The organism is Cryobacterium adonitolivorans (assembly GCF_004402695.1).
Lineage (GTDB): Bacteria > Actinomycetota > Actinomycetes > Actinomycetales > Microbacteriaceae > Cryobacterium > Cryobacterium adonitolivorans.
This window is the reverse complement of record NZ_SOFL01000008.1, coordinates 1-14,773: the sequence shown is the minus strand read 5'-3', so window position 1 is coordinate 14,773 and position 14,773 is coordinate 1. Positions and strand designations below refer to the sequence as shown.

At 70.9% G+C, this 14,773-nt stretch carries 12 protein-coding genes; 7 read left to right on the top strand and 5 right to left on the bottom strand.

The genetic code is table 11. The features are described from left to right. The first annotated feature begins 14 nt into the window (after window positions 1-14). From E3O42_RS02460 to E3O42_RS02450, 3 genes are read left to right on the top strand one after another with little or no spacing between them, the layout of a single operon-like run. Window positions 15-3,116: a glycosyltransferase gene (locus E3O42_RS02460; protein ID WP_134452356.1), complete on the top strand. Its 3,102-nt coding sequence runs from the start codon at window positions 15-17 to the stop codon at window positions 3,114-3,116. Then, window positions 3,106-4,560 carry a DUF5719 family protein gene (locus E3O42_RS02455; RefSeq protein ID WP_134452355.1) on the top strand — a complete coding sequence of 485 codons (1,455 nt, stop codon included), beginning with the start codon at window positions 3,106-3,108 and terminating at the stop codon, window positions 4,558-4,560. The genes E3O42_RS02460 and E3O42_RS02455 overlap by 11 nt, the downstream gene beginning before the upstream one ends. Before the next feature lie 23 nt (window positions 4,561-4,583). Beyond that, the gene (locus E3O42_RS02450) at window positions 4,584-5,684 is read left to right on the top strand and encodes an NAD-dependent epimerase/dehydratase family protein (RefSeq protein WP_134452354.1); all 1,101 of its coding nucleotides are present in this window, start codon (window positions 4,584-4,586) and stop codon (window positions 5,682-5,684) included. 27 nt (window positions 5,685-5,711) lie between these two features. Here the strand turns inward: E3O42_RS02450 and E3O42_RS02445 are convergent, their stop codons facing one another. Together E3O42_RS02445 and E3O42_RS02440 are read right to left on the bottom strand one after the other, a co-directional pair. Beyond that, complete coding sequence (locus tag E3O42_RS02445; RefSeq protein ID WP_134452353.1) at window positions 5,712-6,863, bottom strand: sensor histidine kinase; 1,152 nt, start codon at window positions 6,861-6,863, stop codon at window positions 5,712-5,714. Beyond that, window positions 6,860-7,621: a response regulator transcription factor gene (locus E3O42_RS02440; protein ID WP_198414041.1), complete on the bottom strand. Its 762-nt coding sequence runs from the start codon at window positions 7,619-7,621 to the stop codon at window positions 6,860-6,862. The genes E3O42_RS02445 and E3O42_RS02440 overlap by 4 nt, the downstream gene beginning before the upstream one ends. 108 nt (window positions 7,622-7,729) lie before the next feature. On the opposite strand from E3O42_RS02440, the gene E3O42_RS02435 reads away from it, so the two are divergent. From E3O42_RS02435 to E3O42_RS02425, 3 genes are read left to right on the top strand one after another with little or no spacing between them, the layout of a single operon-like run. Beyond that, window positions 7,730-8,398 carry a glycosyltransferase family 2 protein gene (locus E3O42_RS02435; protein WP_198414040.1) on the top strand — a complete coding sequence of 223 codons (669 nt, stop codon included), beginning with the start codon at window positions 7,730-7,732 and terminating at the stop codon, window positions 8,396-8,398. Beyond that, entirely contained in the window at window positions 8,395-9,036 is a 642-nt protein-coding gene (locus E3O42_RS02430; protein WP_134452351.1) for a TIGR04282 family arsenosugar biosynthesis glycosyltransferase, read from the top strand. The genes E3O42_RS02435 and E3O42_RS02430 overlap by 4 nt, the downstream gene beginning before the upstream one ends. Continuing rightward, window positions 9,033-9,725: a class I SAM-dependent methyltransferase gene (locus E3O42_RS02425; protein ID WP_134452350.1), complete on the top strand. Its 693-nt coding sequence runs from the start codon at window positions 9,033-9,035 to the stop codon at window positions 9,723-9,725. Before E3O42_RS02430 ends, E3O42_RS02425 begins: the two co-directional genes overlap by 4 nt. Here the strand turns inward: E3O42_RS02425 and E3O42_RS02420 are convergent. Beyond that, window positions 9,674-10,159 (bottom strand): hypothetical protein, encoded by a 486-nt coding sequence (locus E3O42_RS02420; protein WP_134452349.1) that lies wholly within the window; start codon window positions 10,157-10,159, stop codon window positions 9,674-9,676. The genes E3O42_RS02425 and E3O42_RS02420 overlap by 52 nt on opposite strands. 2 nt (window positions 10,160-10,161) lie before the next feature. Beyond that, entirely contained in the window at window positions 10,162-11,487 is a 1,326-nt protein-coding gene (locus tag E3O42_RS02415) for a molybdopterin-dependent oxidoreductase (protein ID WP_241984580.1), read from the bottom strand. A 66-nt stretch (window positions 11,488-11,553) separates the two neighbouring features. Between E3O42_RS02415 and E3O42_RS02410 the strand changes: the two genes are divergently transcribed. Continuing rightward, on the top strand, window positions 11,554-12,957 hold the full coding sequence (locus tag E3O42_RS02410; protein ID WP_134452348.1) for a glycosyltransferase family 87 protein: 1,404 nt from the start codon (window positions 11,554-11,556) through the stop codon (window positions 12,955-12,957). Here the strand turns inward: E3O42_RS02410 and E3O42_RS02405 are convergent. Further along, complete coding sequence (locus E3O42_RS02405; protein ID WP_166787872.1) at window positions 12,945-14,534, bottom strand: glycosyltransferase family 39 protein; 1,590 nt, start codon at window positions 14,532-14,534, stop codon at window positions 12,945-12,947. The two genes, E3O42_RS02410 and E3O42_RS02405, sit on opposite strands and share 13 nt — an antisense overlap. Window positions 14,535-14,773 lie beyond the last annotated feature (239 nt).

The window sequence follows — 14,773 nt, the reverse complement described above, 5'->3', positions numbered from 1 at the left end:
AGGCTGTTCTCGATATGCAAGCCAGAGTCACTGCCATCATCGTCGCCCGTAACGGCGCCTCGCACCTCGAGCGAACTCTCGAGTCCCTCCGTCGGCAGACCCGGCAGCCAGACACGGTCATCGCCGTCGACTGTGGTTCCAGCGATACCACCTCGGAGCTGCTGGCCGCGTTCGGCCCCACCCACCTCATCTCGGCAGATTCCGCCCTGTCGTTCGGTGCCGCCATCAACGCCGCCACCAGGGTGATGAGCCCGCCGGACGGCGACCACGAACTGCTCTGGCTCCTGGCGCAGGACAGCGCCCCGGCGCCCGGCGCCCTCGAGAGCCTCGTCGGCGCACTGGAGGTCGCCCCATCCGTGGCGGTGGCCGGCCCCAAGGTCATGGAGTGGGTCGCCGACGACTACATCCACGACTTCGGCGAGTCGATGACCCCGTACGGCGCCACCGTGACCCTGGTCGAAAGCGAACTCGACCAGGAACAGCACGACGGCATGAGCGATGTGATGGCCGTCAGTGCTGGCGGCATGCTCGTGCGCCAGACCGTCTGGGACGAGCTCGGTGGTTTCGACCCCGCGCTGCCCATCGTCGACGACTCCTTGGACTTCTGCGTGCGCGTGCGCCTGGCGGGCCACCGCGTCTCCGTGGTCGCTGGCGCGAGGGTCAGCTCGGCCGGGGACGGCGTGGCCGGCCCGGACGGCTCCTCTCGAGGACGGGCCAGCCGGCGACGGGCGCGGGCCGAACGGTCGGCCCAGCTGCACCGGCGGCTGGTCTACGCCCCGGCCTGGGCACTGCCGGTGCACTGGATCTCCCTGATCCCGCTCGCCTTCATCCGCGCCATCGGCAACCTGCTGCGTAAGGAGCCGGGGTCGATCCTCGGCGAATTCTCGGCCGCGTTCGCCGCAGCCTTCCAGGGCGGCAGGGTGCTCACTGCTCGGCGGCGGCTCGCCGCCACCCGCACCCTCGCCTGGTCGTCGATATCCTCCCTGCGCGTGTCGGCCGCCGAAGTGCGCCGTCGCCACGCCCTCACCAGGGAAGCCGCCCTCACCGGGCTCCGCGGCGACCGGCCGGAAATCCGGTTCTTCGCCGGCGGCGGTGCCTGGACACTGCTCGCCGCCGCGATGGTCGGCGTCGCCATCCTGGCACCGCTGATCGGGGCCCAGTCGCTCACCGGCGGTGGCCTGCTCCCGCTGTCGTCGACGGTCGGGGACCTCTGGGCCAATGTCGGCTACGGCTGGCGGGACATCGGCCTGGGCTTCGTCGGTGCGGCAGACCCCTTTGCGGTCGTGCTCGCGATACTCGGCACCCTCACCTTCTGGTCGCCGTCGTTCGCCATCGTCCTGGTGTACCTGCTGGCGCTCCCACTGGCCGCGATCGGCGCGTGGATGGCCGCCACCCGGCTGACCCACCGCGGCTCGATCCGCGCCGTGGCCGCCGTGCTCTGGGCGCTCTCGCCCACCTTCCTCACCGCTCTCGCGGCCGGGCGGCCCGCCGCCATCATCGTGCACCTGTTGTTGCCATGGTTGTTCTTTGCCGGCTTCGCCGCCGCGCGGTCCTGGTCGGCATCCGGATCTGCCGCCCTGCTGTTCGCCGCGATCGTCGCCTGCGCGCCGTCCCTCGCTCCGGCGCTGCTGGTGGGCTGGCTGCTCTGCGTGCTCGTCAGCGGCCGCAGCGTGATGCGATTCGTCGGGATCCCGCTGCCGGCGCTCGCGCTGGCGATCCCTCTGCTCTGGAACCAGGCCCTGCGCGGCAACTGGTTGGCGTTGCTGGCCGATCCCGGCGTTCCGGTGCCGACGGCAACCGTGCCGACCTGGCAATTCATCCTCGGCTTCCCGGCCGGCGATTTCGGTGGCTGGACCCAGCTTCTGCCGCTCTGGGGCGGCGACGCCGCGGCGGCCGACTACCTGGTTCCCCTGCTGCTGATCCCGATGGCGGTACTGGCCCTGACGGCGTTGCTTCTTCCCGGCGCCCGCGGCGCGGCGCTCGCGCTGGTTGCGGCTCTGCTCGGGCTGGGAACGGCCATCCTCGCCGGGTCGCTGTCGGTGGCGGCCCTCGGCTCCCAGGCCGTGGGCATCTGGCCCGGCGCCGGGCTCAGCCTGTACTGGCTCGGCCTCGTCGGGGCGGTGGTCTTCGCCGCCCGCGGCCTGCACCGCATGGCCATCCCGCCGCTCGTGGCCAGTGCCGTGGCCCTGGCCGTGGTGTCCCTGCCGCTGGCCGGTGCGCTTCCGCTCGGCACCTCGGCCGTCGAGGAGGGTATCGGGCGCACGCAGCCGGCCTTCGTCACCGCTGAGGCCGCCGTCGAGGCCAGGGTCGGCACCCTGCAGATCGTGCCGCAGCCAGACGGCGGCGTCCTGGCCACCATCGTCCGCGGCGCCGGCGTGCGCCTGGACGCCCAGTCCACCCTGAACAGCACGGCCGGCACTGTCACCACGGAGCAGGCCGAGCTGGCCACCCTGGCGGGCAACCTCGCCTCGCAGAGCGGGCTGGATGCCTCCGCCGACCTGGCGAAGTTCGGCATCCGTTTCGTGCTGCTGCTGCCGCCCGCCGCGGAGCCAGCCGAGTGGGGTGACGGCGCCGACATCACGCAGGCGGCCAGCGACGCGACGACCCGCACCACGACGTCACTCGACGGCAACGCCGCCCTGGCTCCCGTAGGTGACACCGCGTTCGGTCGGCTGTGGCGCTCTGACGTGCCCACCGACGCCGCCGTCAACGGGCAGGTCCCCGCTGATGCCGGCGGCGTGTTCGGCCTGGTGACCGGGCTCATCGCCCTGTTCGTGATCGGCGCGACCGTGCTCCTGTCGGTGCCGACCGGTGCCGGCCGGGAGGCCGTGCGGCAGGCGCACCGGGAAGCGATCCGACGCGCATCCCGGCTGAGCAAACCGGCCAAGCCCACCCGGGTGGCGCGTCCATCGCGGCCCGCGCGGCCCAAGCGCCTGAAACGTCCCGCGGGCAGGCGTGCCAAGGGCGTTCTCCCCAGCATCGAGGATTCAGCGCCGCCGACAGTGTCGCCCCTGGCCGAACCAGGCTCGTCGGTTGAGCCGGCCGAGGCGGCCGCGGCGCCGGACCGACCTTCGGTGGACACCACAAGCCCGAAGGACTCAGACCATGGCAACTAAGCGCAGAGTCGCCGTCCTCGGCGCCAGGTACGCCGCGGGCCTGATCGGCATCGCCGTCGTTGTCGTCGCTGTCGGCGGGGCCGCTATCGTGCCGTGGCCCACCGTCGTGAGCGACCCTCCGTCGACCCTGGTGACCCCGGTCGCGAGCGACCAGCTGCGAGTCTGCCCAGGCCCCCTCCTCACCCTCGCCGAAGACTCAACCCAGGCGGATGCCGCGACCTCCATCGGCTCCTCCACGGCCGTATACGCGGCGCGCGGCACGGGCCCCGGCGCCGAGGAGGTACCGGTCGAACGCACCGACCTCACTGCGACGGACAATTCGCAGGCCCAGCGCGACGGTGCTCCGAGTGTGCTGAGCGTGCCGGTGGAAGACGGTGCCACCGAAGCCCCGCTGGTTGCCGGGTCCCAGTCGCAAACCGCGTCGAGCGAGACCATCGGCGGACTGGCCGCGGCCGCCTGCACCGAAGCGTCCAGCGACTCGTGGCTGGTGAGCGGATCGACCGACGTGGGCCGCACCAGCCTGGTGCTGCTGAGCAATCCCACCACCGTCGTGGCATCCGTCGACCTCGCCGTGTACGGCGAAGCCGGCCTGGTGGATGCCCCCGGCTCCACCGGCATCCTCGTCCAGCCCGGTAGCCAGCGGATCGTGTCCCTCGCGGGGCTCGCGCCCAACTTGCGGTCTCCGGCCGTGCACGTCACCGCCACCGGCGGTCAGGTCGCCGCGACCCTGCAGCAGAGCCTGGTCAGGGGTATCCAGCCCGGCGGGGTCGAGCTCAGCGGCCCGACGACCACACCGGCGACGACCCAGACCATCCCCGGCGTCGTGGTCAGCGACCTGGACGCCGAGGCCTCGGCCGATGTCGGCGCCGTGGCAGAGGACACCCCGTCGGTGCGCGTCCTGGTCCCCGGCGAAACCGACGCCACCGTCAGCGTCGGCGTGCAGAGCGAAGACGGCGCATCGACTGGAACCTCCCTCGAGGTCGAGATCCAGGCCGGCATCGCCACCGAGATCCCGTTGAGCGGGGTCGTCGCCGGAAACTACACCGTCAAGCTGAACGCCGATCAGCCGCTCGTCGCCGCGGCCGTCACCACGACCGCCGGAGGCTCTGCCGCCGACTTCGCGTGGTCCTCCGCGGCCGCGCCCCAGGACGGCGACTTCCTGGTCAGTGTCGCCGCCGGCCCGTCGCCGGCCCTGCACCTGGCGAACACCTCCGATTCGGACGCCGAGCTGACCATCACCCCCGAGGCGCGGCCGGGCATCGAGTTGAGCGTGGCCGCCGGCCAGACCGTAGTGGTGGGGCTGGCCGGCTCCGAGAGCTACCTGGTCACTGGCGGATCGGGCATCGCGGCGTCGGTCGGTTACACCGGCGACGGCCAGTCCGCGTCATTCACCCTCAGCCCGATCGGGCCGCTGGCCGCGGCGATCCCGGTCTACTCGCACTGATTTTGTCCCTGAAGGAGCCCGCCGTGACCCAGACCACCAGCACACCGGGCGGCGGGCCCTCCGACGGCCGCCACCTCCTCGTCACCGGCGGCGCCGGCTTCATCGGCGGTGCCGTGGTCGAAGCCGCCCTCGCGCGCGGCTGGCGGGTGAGGGTGCTCGATTCCCTCCGCCGCGATGTGCACGGCGGACTGCCCGCCGTCGATCCCCGCGTCGAGTTCGTGGTCGGCGACGTCACGGATCCCGCTTCGGTCGCGCATTCGCTGCGCGGTATCGACGTGGTCTGCCATCAGGCCGCCAAGGTGGGCCTCGGCGTCGACTTCTCCGACGCACCCGACTACGTGCACAGCAACGAGCTCGGCACGGCGGTGCTGCTGGCGGGCATGGCCGCAGCAGGGATCAACCGGCTGGTCCTGGCCTCCTCCATGGTCGTCTACGGCGAGGGTAGCTACCGCAGTGCCAGCGGCTTCGCCCGGCCGGGCCCGCGCCGCGTCGCGGACCTCGACGCCGGCACCTTCGATCCGACCGACGCCGCCACCGGCGAGCCTTTGGAACCCGCGCTGGTGGGCGAAGACGACCCCCTGGACCCCCGCAACGTTTACGCGAGCAGCAAGCTCGGCCAGGAATACCTCGCCACGGCCTGGAGCCGCAGCACCAACGGACGGGTGGCTGCCCTGCGCTACCACAACGTATACGGCCCGGGGATGCCTCAGAACACGCCGTACGCCGGCGTCGCGTCCCTGTTCAGGTCCGCCCTGCAACGCGGCGAGGCTCCCACGGTCTTCGAGGACGGCCGCCAACGCCGCGACTTCGTGCACGTGCGGGACATTGCTTCGGCCAACCTCGCCGCGATCGACTGGACCGGCACCGCAGCCGAGGGCACCTCCCGCCCATTCAACGTCGGCAGCGGAACCGTGCACACCATCGGTGACATGGCCGAGGCCCTGAGTGCGGCCGCTGGCGGGCCGGCCCCCGTCGTCACCGGCGAATACCGTCTCGGTGACGTGCGGCACATCACGGCGTCCTCAGAGCGGTTGCGCACCGAGCTCGGTTGGACGCCGTCGGTCGGGTTCGACGAGGGGATGCGCGAATTTGCCACGGCCCCGCTGCGGGCGGCCGTGGTCTGAGCCCGGCCCGGGCTTGGCTGCCTGGGATCACACCCCCGTGGGCTCGGGGTGCGCGGGCAGCAGCACGTCGAACCGGCAGCCGCCGGGGGTGTTCCGCACGGTGACCTCGCCGTGGTGCGCCGCCACGATGCCGTCGACGATGGCCAGGCCGAGACCCGCCCGGCCCTGGCTCGCGGACTCGGTCTCCGGTGTGCGCGGCTCGGTGCCCCGCCAACCGGGCTCGAACACCCGCCCGAGGTCTTCAGGGTCGATGCCGCCGGCCGAATCCTGCACCGAGATGACAGCGCGCCCGTCGGCGTGTTCGGTTACCGAGACCACGATAGTGCCACCGGGAGCCGATTGCTGCACGGCGTTCATCACTAGGTTGCCGACGGCCCTGGCCAACTCGCGCGGGTCGGCCAAAATCGTCAGGCCCATGGCTCCTTCGAAGCGCAGGTCGAGTGACTTCGCCCTCGCGACGGGTCCGAGGTCCGCCACGGTGTCGCTGATCAGGTCGTAGAGGGCAACCCGCGCCAGGTTCAGCCGGAGAGTACCCGATGTGATCCTGGATAGTTCGAAGAGGTCGTCGACCATGCCGTTCAGCCGGTCCACCTGGCCGCGGATCTGCCCGTAGTACCGGATGGGATCCTCAACCATGTCGTCCTCCAGGGCCTCGGCCATGGCACGGATGCCGGCCAGTGGCGTGCGCAGGTCGTGGGAGATCCACGCGACCAGCTCCCGACGTGCCGACTCGATCTTGTCCTCACGGTCCCTGGACTCCCGATACCGTTCCCCGGTCGCGGCCAACTGATCGGCCAGGGCCGCGAATTCGGTGTTACTGTGCCGCTCCGCGGACGCGACGGGCTCGCCCCGGCCGAGGCTCGCCGCTGCGAGCGTAAGGTGCCGGCTGTCGCGCGCGATCCACCGCCCTAGCAATCCCGCCATCAGCAACGAGACGCTCCCCGTCACCCCGGCGACGAAGTAGAACACCGTGAGGTCGTGATCCGACACGTACATCAACGACGCGGCCGCGGCCATCCCGCTGACCACCGACACGATCGTGGCGAGGGCCACGACGACGAGTTGCAGCACGAGCGAGTACCTGGCGAGCAGGCGCAGGCTGATCAGGCCGAGGGTGCCGACGATGAGGGCGCAGGCCAGCGCGATGACGAGCACGCTGACCAGCCCGGTGACGGTCATCGGAGGGCTCCGTTGTCCAGGTCGCCGGCCCGCCCGGTGGCCAGGGGCTCAGGGTCGAATCTGTAGCCGACCCCCCAGACGGTTTTCAGCAGCCGGGGACGAGTCGGGTCGGCCTCGATCTTTTCCCGCAACCGTCGTACGTGCACCGTCACGGTAGACAGGTCGCCGAAGTCCCACCCCCAAACCGACTTGAGCAGCTCCTCCCGGCTCAGCGCCCGGTGCGGACGGCCGATCAGATGCGCGAGCAGATCGAATTCCCTGGCCGTAAGCACCAGAGGGGCGCCATTCATCCGCACCTCGTGCGCCGCCAGGTCCAACGCGAACGGGCCCGCCTCGACTGACCCGTCGTGGGCCGGTTCGGGCACCGAGCGGCGCAGCACCGACTGAACGCGCAGCACCAGTTCGCGGGGCGAGAATGGCTTGGCGAGGTAGTCGTCGGCGCCGGCCTCCAGCCCGTCGATCCGGTCCTCCTCCTGGTTGAGCGCGGTCAGCATGATCACGGGGATCGCCCAGGCGGCCTTGATCCGGCGGCAGACCTCGATGCCGTCCAACACGGGCAGCATCCGGTCGAGCACGACCAGGTCGGGGCGTTGCGCCTCGGCCTGGCGGAGGCCGCTGTGGCCGTCCTCTGCCCGATCCGCGACGAAACCGGCCGCCACCAGGTAACGGCAAACGATCTCGGAGACCGTCGGGTCGTCATCGATGACCAGGATACGGCGTTGAGTGTCGGGGGGCCCGGTCGACGGCGAGGGGTTCACCCTTGAAGGATAGGCGCTCCGGCTCCCCGGCGTCTCTCCCACAGAGATTTCCCCAGTCCGTAACGTTTGGTGCGGAGTGTCGGCGGGTTGCCCACCTAGTGTCGAGGGGTGAGCGAAAACCTGGTCGATGTCGTGATGCCGTGCCTGAACGAAGCCGGGGCGCTGCCTTGGCTACTGGCCCGGCTGCCGGAGGGCTACCGGGCGATCGTGGTCGACAACGGCTCGACGGATGATTCGGCGCGCATCGCCGAGGCGGCCGGGGCCACTGTCGTGACCGAGGCCCGCCGGGGGTTCGGTGCGGCCGCGCACGCCGGGCTGTTGCGGGCGACCGCTCCCATCGTGGCGTTTTGCGATGCCGACGCGTCGATGGATCCGCAGGACCTGCCTCTCGTGGTCGACCCGGTCCTGGCCGGCGTGGCCGACCTGGTGCTCGGACGGCGCCGTCCGACGACCGCCGGATCGTGGCCGGTGCATGCCCGGATAGCCAATTCCACTCTTTCTTGGCGACTGCGCCGAATAACAGGTGTGAACATTTACGACTTGGGCCCTATGCGGGCCGCCAGGCGAGACGACCTGCTGTCCCTCGACCTCCAGGACCGGCGCAGCGGCTACCCGCTCGAGGTCTTCCTCAAGGCCGCGGAGCGCGGCTGGCGTATCCGCGAAGTCGACACCCCGTACGCCCCACGGGTCGGCCGTAGCAAGGTGACCGGCACCGTGCGCGGCACCCTCACGGCGATCACCGACATGTCCCGGCTCCTGAAGGAGGCCAGACGATGACCACCCTGATCGTCATTGCCAAGGAATGCCTGCCCGGCAAGGTAAAGACCCGGCTGCACCCGCCACTCAGCCTCGAGCAGGCCGCGGAGCTGGCCGCGGCCAGCCTCGACGACACCCTTGACGCCGTCGCCGCGCTGCCCGCCACGCGGCGGGTGCTCGCGTTCGACGGTGCCACAGCTCCCGACGCCGCCGCCAGCTACGAAATCGTCCCCCAGGTGGCCGGTGGTCTCGACGAACGCCTCGGCGCGATCTTCGACGGCTGCAACGAACCCGCCGTGCTGATCGGGATGGACACCCCCCAGGTGTCCGCCGCCGTGCTCGCTCCGCTGTTCGCGGCCTGGCCCGACGACGTCGACGCCTGGTTCGGTCCCGCCGCCGACGGCGGGTTCTGGGCGCTGGGCCTGCGTCACCCCGACGGCGACCTGATCCGCGGCGTGCCCATGTCCCGAAGCGACACCGGCATGCACCAGCTTGCCCGGCTCCGAGCCGCGGGGCTTCGGGTGTGCCTGCTGCCGACCCTCACCGACGTGGATCACATCGAGGACGCCCACCAGGTGGCCGCCCTCGCCCCGCACGGCCGGTTCGCGGCGACGCTGGCCGGCTTCGGAGCACTCCAGCTGAGCGAGGCGCTCCGATGACGCTGCTCGCCGGTCGCGCCGACCTCGACCAGAGTCCCACCTTCGGCTCCGGCGGCACCGAACCGTACGCGGCCGCACTGCGGGATGAGTCAGCGGTGCTGTACCTGCGCAACACAACGGCGCAGGTCGCGGCGGCGGCTCCGATGGATGCCGGCCGCTGGAGCGCGGGCGCCGACGCCACCGACCTCGACGTGCTGACCGGCGCCGCCGGGCCGGTGCTAGACATCGGCTGCGGCCCGGGCCGGATGGTTCGGGCAGCCATGGACCTGGGCCTGTCGGCCATCGGGGTGGACGTGTCCCCGACCGCGGTGCGCATTGCCACGGCGGCGGGCCTCACGGTGCTCAACCGGTCGGTCTTCTCCCCGATGCCGCTCGAGGGTGGCTGGGGAACGGCGCTGCTCCTGGACGGGAACATCGGCATCGGCGGCGACGCCGGTGCGCTGCTGGTCCGATGCGCCGAGCTGCTCGCCGAGGACGGCGCGCTCGTGGTCGAGGTCAGCCAGGATCCCGATCGCGACCACGCCTTCCAGGGCACCCTCGAAGACGCCCAGGGCCGGAGCAGCGGCGTGTTCCCGTGGGCTGAGATCGGAATCGTGCCTCTCAGGTCGCGCGCCGGAGAGGCCGGGTTACGGGTGGATCAGGACTGGATTCGTGACGGCCGTTGGTTCGCCCGCTTGGTGCGCAGGTAGAGCCAGACCGAGATCAGGCCGCTGGCCACCGCGAGCGCGAGCCAGAACAGGCCCAGGTTCCGCGCGTAGTCCAACGGGAGGACGGTGGGATTGTTGGACCCGAGGGTCTGCGCCGCGATGGCCGGCAGCACGAGAAGGGTCATCAGGGACCCGAGCACGATGGCGGCCTGCACGGTGACGATGATGCCGCCGGCCAGCCGGTGCCCAGCGCGGCGGGTGAGCACTCCGAGCCCGAACACCATCGGAGAGATCACGGCGTCGTGCAGCACGATGGCCCCGCCGATCCAGAGAGCGACTCCCGGCAGCCGCCGCAGAGCGACCGTGTCGACCAGCACGTACACCCCGAGTGCAAGTCCGAGCGCGCCGCCGACGACGAGCACCACTCGCGCCGCCCGCATCCGCCGCGAGGGGCGGGCCGGGGATGTTGTTGCCATCATCATGCGTCGATCGCCTCGATTCGGCTGAGCCACTTGGTCTGCAGAACGCCGGGCCGGCCGGGCGCGATCATGCGCGCCGGGAAGCCGTGCTCGAGGTCGAGGGTCTCTCCGTTCAGCTCGAGGGCCACGAGGGTGAGCGGGTCCCGCACATACTCGCTGCCCATTTCGGTCTGCTTGAAGCCGCCGCGCTGCTCCAGGCTGATCAGCCTGAGGTCGGAATCGGGGGAGCCGCCGGCAGCGTCGACGAGGTCACGCAGCCGCACACCCCGCCAGGCGGCCATCTGGCTCCACCCTTCAACGCAGGCGATGGGCAGGTCGACATCGGTCTGCGGGAGTGCGGCCAATTCCGCGCGACTGAACACACGTTCCGTGCCGCCGACCGCCAGAGTGAGCACCCAGTCGGCCGACAGGGCAGCCGTGGCCACCTTGGCCTGCGCCGAGGTGCGGTTGACGGGCACGCCCTGCGGGCCGACGCCCTTCTTGCGCGGTCCGAAGACGTTGGCGGCGTCCAGCGGCGCCAAGGTCTGGCCGGCCGTGAGCCCGACGACGGCCGTGACGGCCAATGCCACGGTGGTCAGGAACCCGCGGCGGCTGGTGCGGGCCGGGAGGTCAGGGGCCCCGTCGATGTAGGAGAGCACCCGTCCGGTGATGCCGCCGGTTCGGGACAGCCCCTCGTCGGTGGACACCTTGGTCACCGCGAGTGCTACGGCAGCGGTGTCCTCGGCGTTGGTGTCCACGGGGTGTCGTTCCTCCGGCCCGTCGGCGGGTGCGGCCCGCCAGTGGGCGGCGATGAGCGGCAGCTTCACGCCGATGTGCACCAGCAGCGAGCCGATGATCACGAAGGCGAGCGCGAAGTGCACCTGCCTGAACGGAAACGGGAACGGATACCACTGGTAGGTGTTGAGCAGGCCGATCGTGATTTCCACCAGCGAGGCGCCCACGAAGAGCGCGATCGACGCCCGCTCGAGAAAGTCGGCGAACGACGTGACCGGCGGGTACCGGAAGAGTTGTGGGAAGACCACGTAGAGCTTGGCCAGCAGTAGCGGGAAGCAGGCGATCCCGGCGACGATATGGGTGCCCTGGGTGACCTGATAGAGGCCGGCGGGCCGGGTAGGGAACGTCATCCACGGCAGAGGCTGCTGCAGGAAGTGACTGTACAGGCCGGTACCGAAGCAGAGCAGGAAGGCCAGGCCGAGCAGGCGGCCGATCACGGTGGCCGTCCGCGGATTCCGCACCGGAGAGGCGAGCTGGGCCCTGGCCTCGTACATCAATCGGCGCATAGTCCATTCCACCACCTGATCGTCGCCGGAAGTCTCTGTAATCATTACAGTTCGATGACGCGGGCGCCGGCAGGTCGGGGCGCCCGTCGTCGCTTGCGGGAGGATGGCAGGGTGCGTATTGCTATCGTCTCGATCCTCCTGGCCGCCAGTACCGCCCTCACCGCGGGTGTCGTGCTGGCCTTCGACCTGTTCAGGCCGCACCGTGACACCGTGCCGCTGGTGCTGGGAACCGCCCTGCTCTGGCTGCTCTTCGCTGCCTCCCTGATCGCCCTGCGCCGGGTGCGGGGCCGGGCCGTCGTGGTGCTCGTGCTCGCCGGATCTGCGCTCATCGGCGGGGCCGCGATGGCCGGCCCGCCGAACACGAGCACCGACTCCGCCCGCTACGCGTGGGACGGCATCGTGCAGAACGCCGGCATCTCGCCGTACGCCTACGTGCCCGCCGACGACCGGCTGGACGGGCTGCGGCCGGACTGGCTGTTCCCGGCCCCCGCGGCCGGCGATGACGGGGCGGACTGCGTGGGCGAACGCATCGAGACCGTGGACCGGGGCGCCGGCCTGCCGCTCTGCTCGGCGCTGAACCGCACCACGGTGCCCACCATTTATCCGCCGGCCGCCGAAATCTATTTCGTCGCCGTCCGGGCAATCGTCGGCGCGGACGCGGGATACTGGCCGCTGCAGCTGACCGGTCTGCTACTCAGCGTCGGTGTCACCGGAATGCTGCTGGTCGGCATGCGCCGCCGAGGCATCGACCAGCGCTACGCAGCGATGTGGGCCTGGTGCCCTCTGGTTGCGACCGAGGGCATCACCAATTCGCACGTGGACCTGCTGGGGGTGGCCTTCGTCGTGGCCGCCGCTTTCTGGGTCAGTAGCGCGAAGTACGTCCGAGGCGGCATCCTGCTTGGTATGGCAATCGGGGTCAAGTTGATCCCGGCCATCGCCGCCCCCGCCATGCTCAGGAGGCAGGGCTGGAAGGTCGCCGTCGCGGCGGTGGTGACCTTCGCGCTGCTCTACCTGCCGTATGTGCTGGCCACCGGCCTCGGCGTGCTCGGATATCTGCCCGGTTACCTCACCGAGGAGGGCTACGAGGACGGGTCCAGGTTCGCTCTGGTCTCCCTGATCGCGCCGGGCGGTTCGGCCATCGTCGTAGTGGCGATCCTGCTGGCCGCTCTGGCCGCGGTCACCATCTGGAAGACCGACCCCGAGCGGCCCTGGCTCGGCCAGCTCGTGATGATCGGCGGCACCCTGCTGGTGCTCAGCCCGCGGTACCCGTGGTACGCGCTGCTCTTGCTGCCGTTCATCGCGCTCAGCGGCCGGTGGGAATGGTTGGCCATTCCTCTCGCCCTGACCGTGCGCCTGCTGGTGCCTTCGCTCACGGTCAGCAGGGTCTCGCTGGGCATCGCGCTGGTGCTGATCGTGGTCGTGTCGGTGCGTCGCGCCGGACCTAGCGCGCTGGGCCGCTGGCGGAGTGCGCTCGCCCGGATCGGAACCACGCGCACCAACGGTCAGCGCACGTAGCGCAGAACGTTGACGCCGGTCAGGCTCCATTCCTCGTCGAGGGTGTAGCCGAGGGCGCTGAGCTTGCCGGTGACGCCCGGGCGCCAATCCTGTTTGTCGCTTGTCACCAGCCAGACCGCGTCGACGCCGCCGAACCGGTCGGTCACGTCATCCAGCGGGTACCGGGTCTCCCACAACCCGCCGGTCTGGGCGGCGGGGGTCTTCAGCTTCACGTCGATCAGCCCCTCGAACGCGTGTGGATACGAATACGCGATCACCCGGGTGGTCGCCGCCGGATGCTGGCGCACCGGCCCGTAGATGATGGCGGCGGTGTCGTCGGGGCGCGCGGTCCGCTCTCTGCTGATGAGATCGGCGACCTCGCTCCAGGACGAATTCTGCTTGGCCTCCGGCTGTCGTTGCGCGACGAACTGCGGAGCGGCCAGGCCGGCCAGCGCGACGAGCGCGGAGACGATCAACCAGCGGCGCCGCAGCGCGTCGAGCGCCACCCCGATCAGGATGGCCACGGCCGGCGCGCTGAAGGTGAGATAGCGGGGGGAGTACAGCGGCGTCGCAATCGCGGATGCCACGATGACCCCGAGGGTGGGCGCTGCCAGCCACGGCACCGCAATGGCGAGCAGCGACGGGTTCCGCGCCTGCGCCCGTGAGGTCTCGGAGCCGGCTGCCCTGCTCCGGCGGGCCGCGACGACCAGGGCGGCGACGCCGACAATCACCAGGGCCCATCCCACCAGCGCGAACGGCCGGTTCAGGTAGAACCACTGCGTGACGAAGACGCCGTTCCAGCTGCCCCAGCTGATCGGGGCGATCCAGCTCACCTGGCCCGACTGCCCCACCACGCCGAGGGCGAAGGGCACCAGCAGTACCGCGGCGGCGAGGGACGCCAAGCCCCAGCCGAACAGCGACGCGCGAGCGGCGCGGTCACGCCGCCGGCCCGCCCACACCGTCCACAACGCGGTGAGACCGTGGGCGCCGACCAGGAAGGCGAGGTAGATGAAGGTTACGGTGGCGACAACGGCGATCACGCCATACAGCGTCCACCAGAGCACGCGGATGCGCCGCGGCGCCGGCCCACGGCGCCAGGCCGCGAGGAAGATCAGGGTCAGCGCCACGGCGAGGGCAGCGGTCAGCGCGTATGACCGGCCCTCGGCGCCCATCCAGGTCACCCTGGGTAGCAGGCACAAGGCGACGCCGGCGAGTACGGCGGTGCGGCGGCCGGCCCGCGAGCGAACCAGGATAACCGTCAGCGCGGCGGCGACCCCGACGAAGACGGCGCTGGGCAGCCGCAGCGCGAACGGCGAGTAGCCCACGAGATCGAGCCAGAGGTGCATTCCGGCGTAGTACAGGCCGTGCACGGCATCAATGCTCAGCAGCATCCGGCCAAGCTCCGGCCAGCTGCGCATGGTGGCGGAAACCGTCGCCGCCTCGTCGAACCAGATGGACGGTTGCCACGACCAGGCGAGTGCCAGCAGGGTGCCGAACAGCCCGACGAGCAGCGCGTCGCGGACCGACGCGCGCACCGGGATGCGGGCGGTCTGATCAGGTGCGCGTCGCAGTGTTGTGGTGGGGGTGGTCATGGTCACGCGTTCTCCCATTCGTACCCAGTCATGTCGGTCGGTGGCGGCTGCGACCCACTGTCGAGGGTAGGGGACCTTTCCCGGGAATCTACCCGGAGAGGTCCCCTTCCACTAACCGTGGTGCCGCGCGGTCACGAAAAACGGCCGAGCGGGGCTCGGCCGTTTTTGGTGTGTTGTGGGTGTTACTTGGTGTTGACGGTGATGGTTGCGATGCCTACGAGGAGCTGGTCGGCGACGGCGTCGGT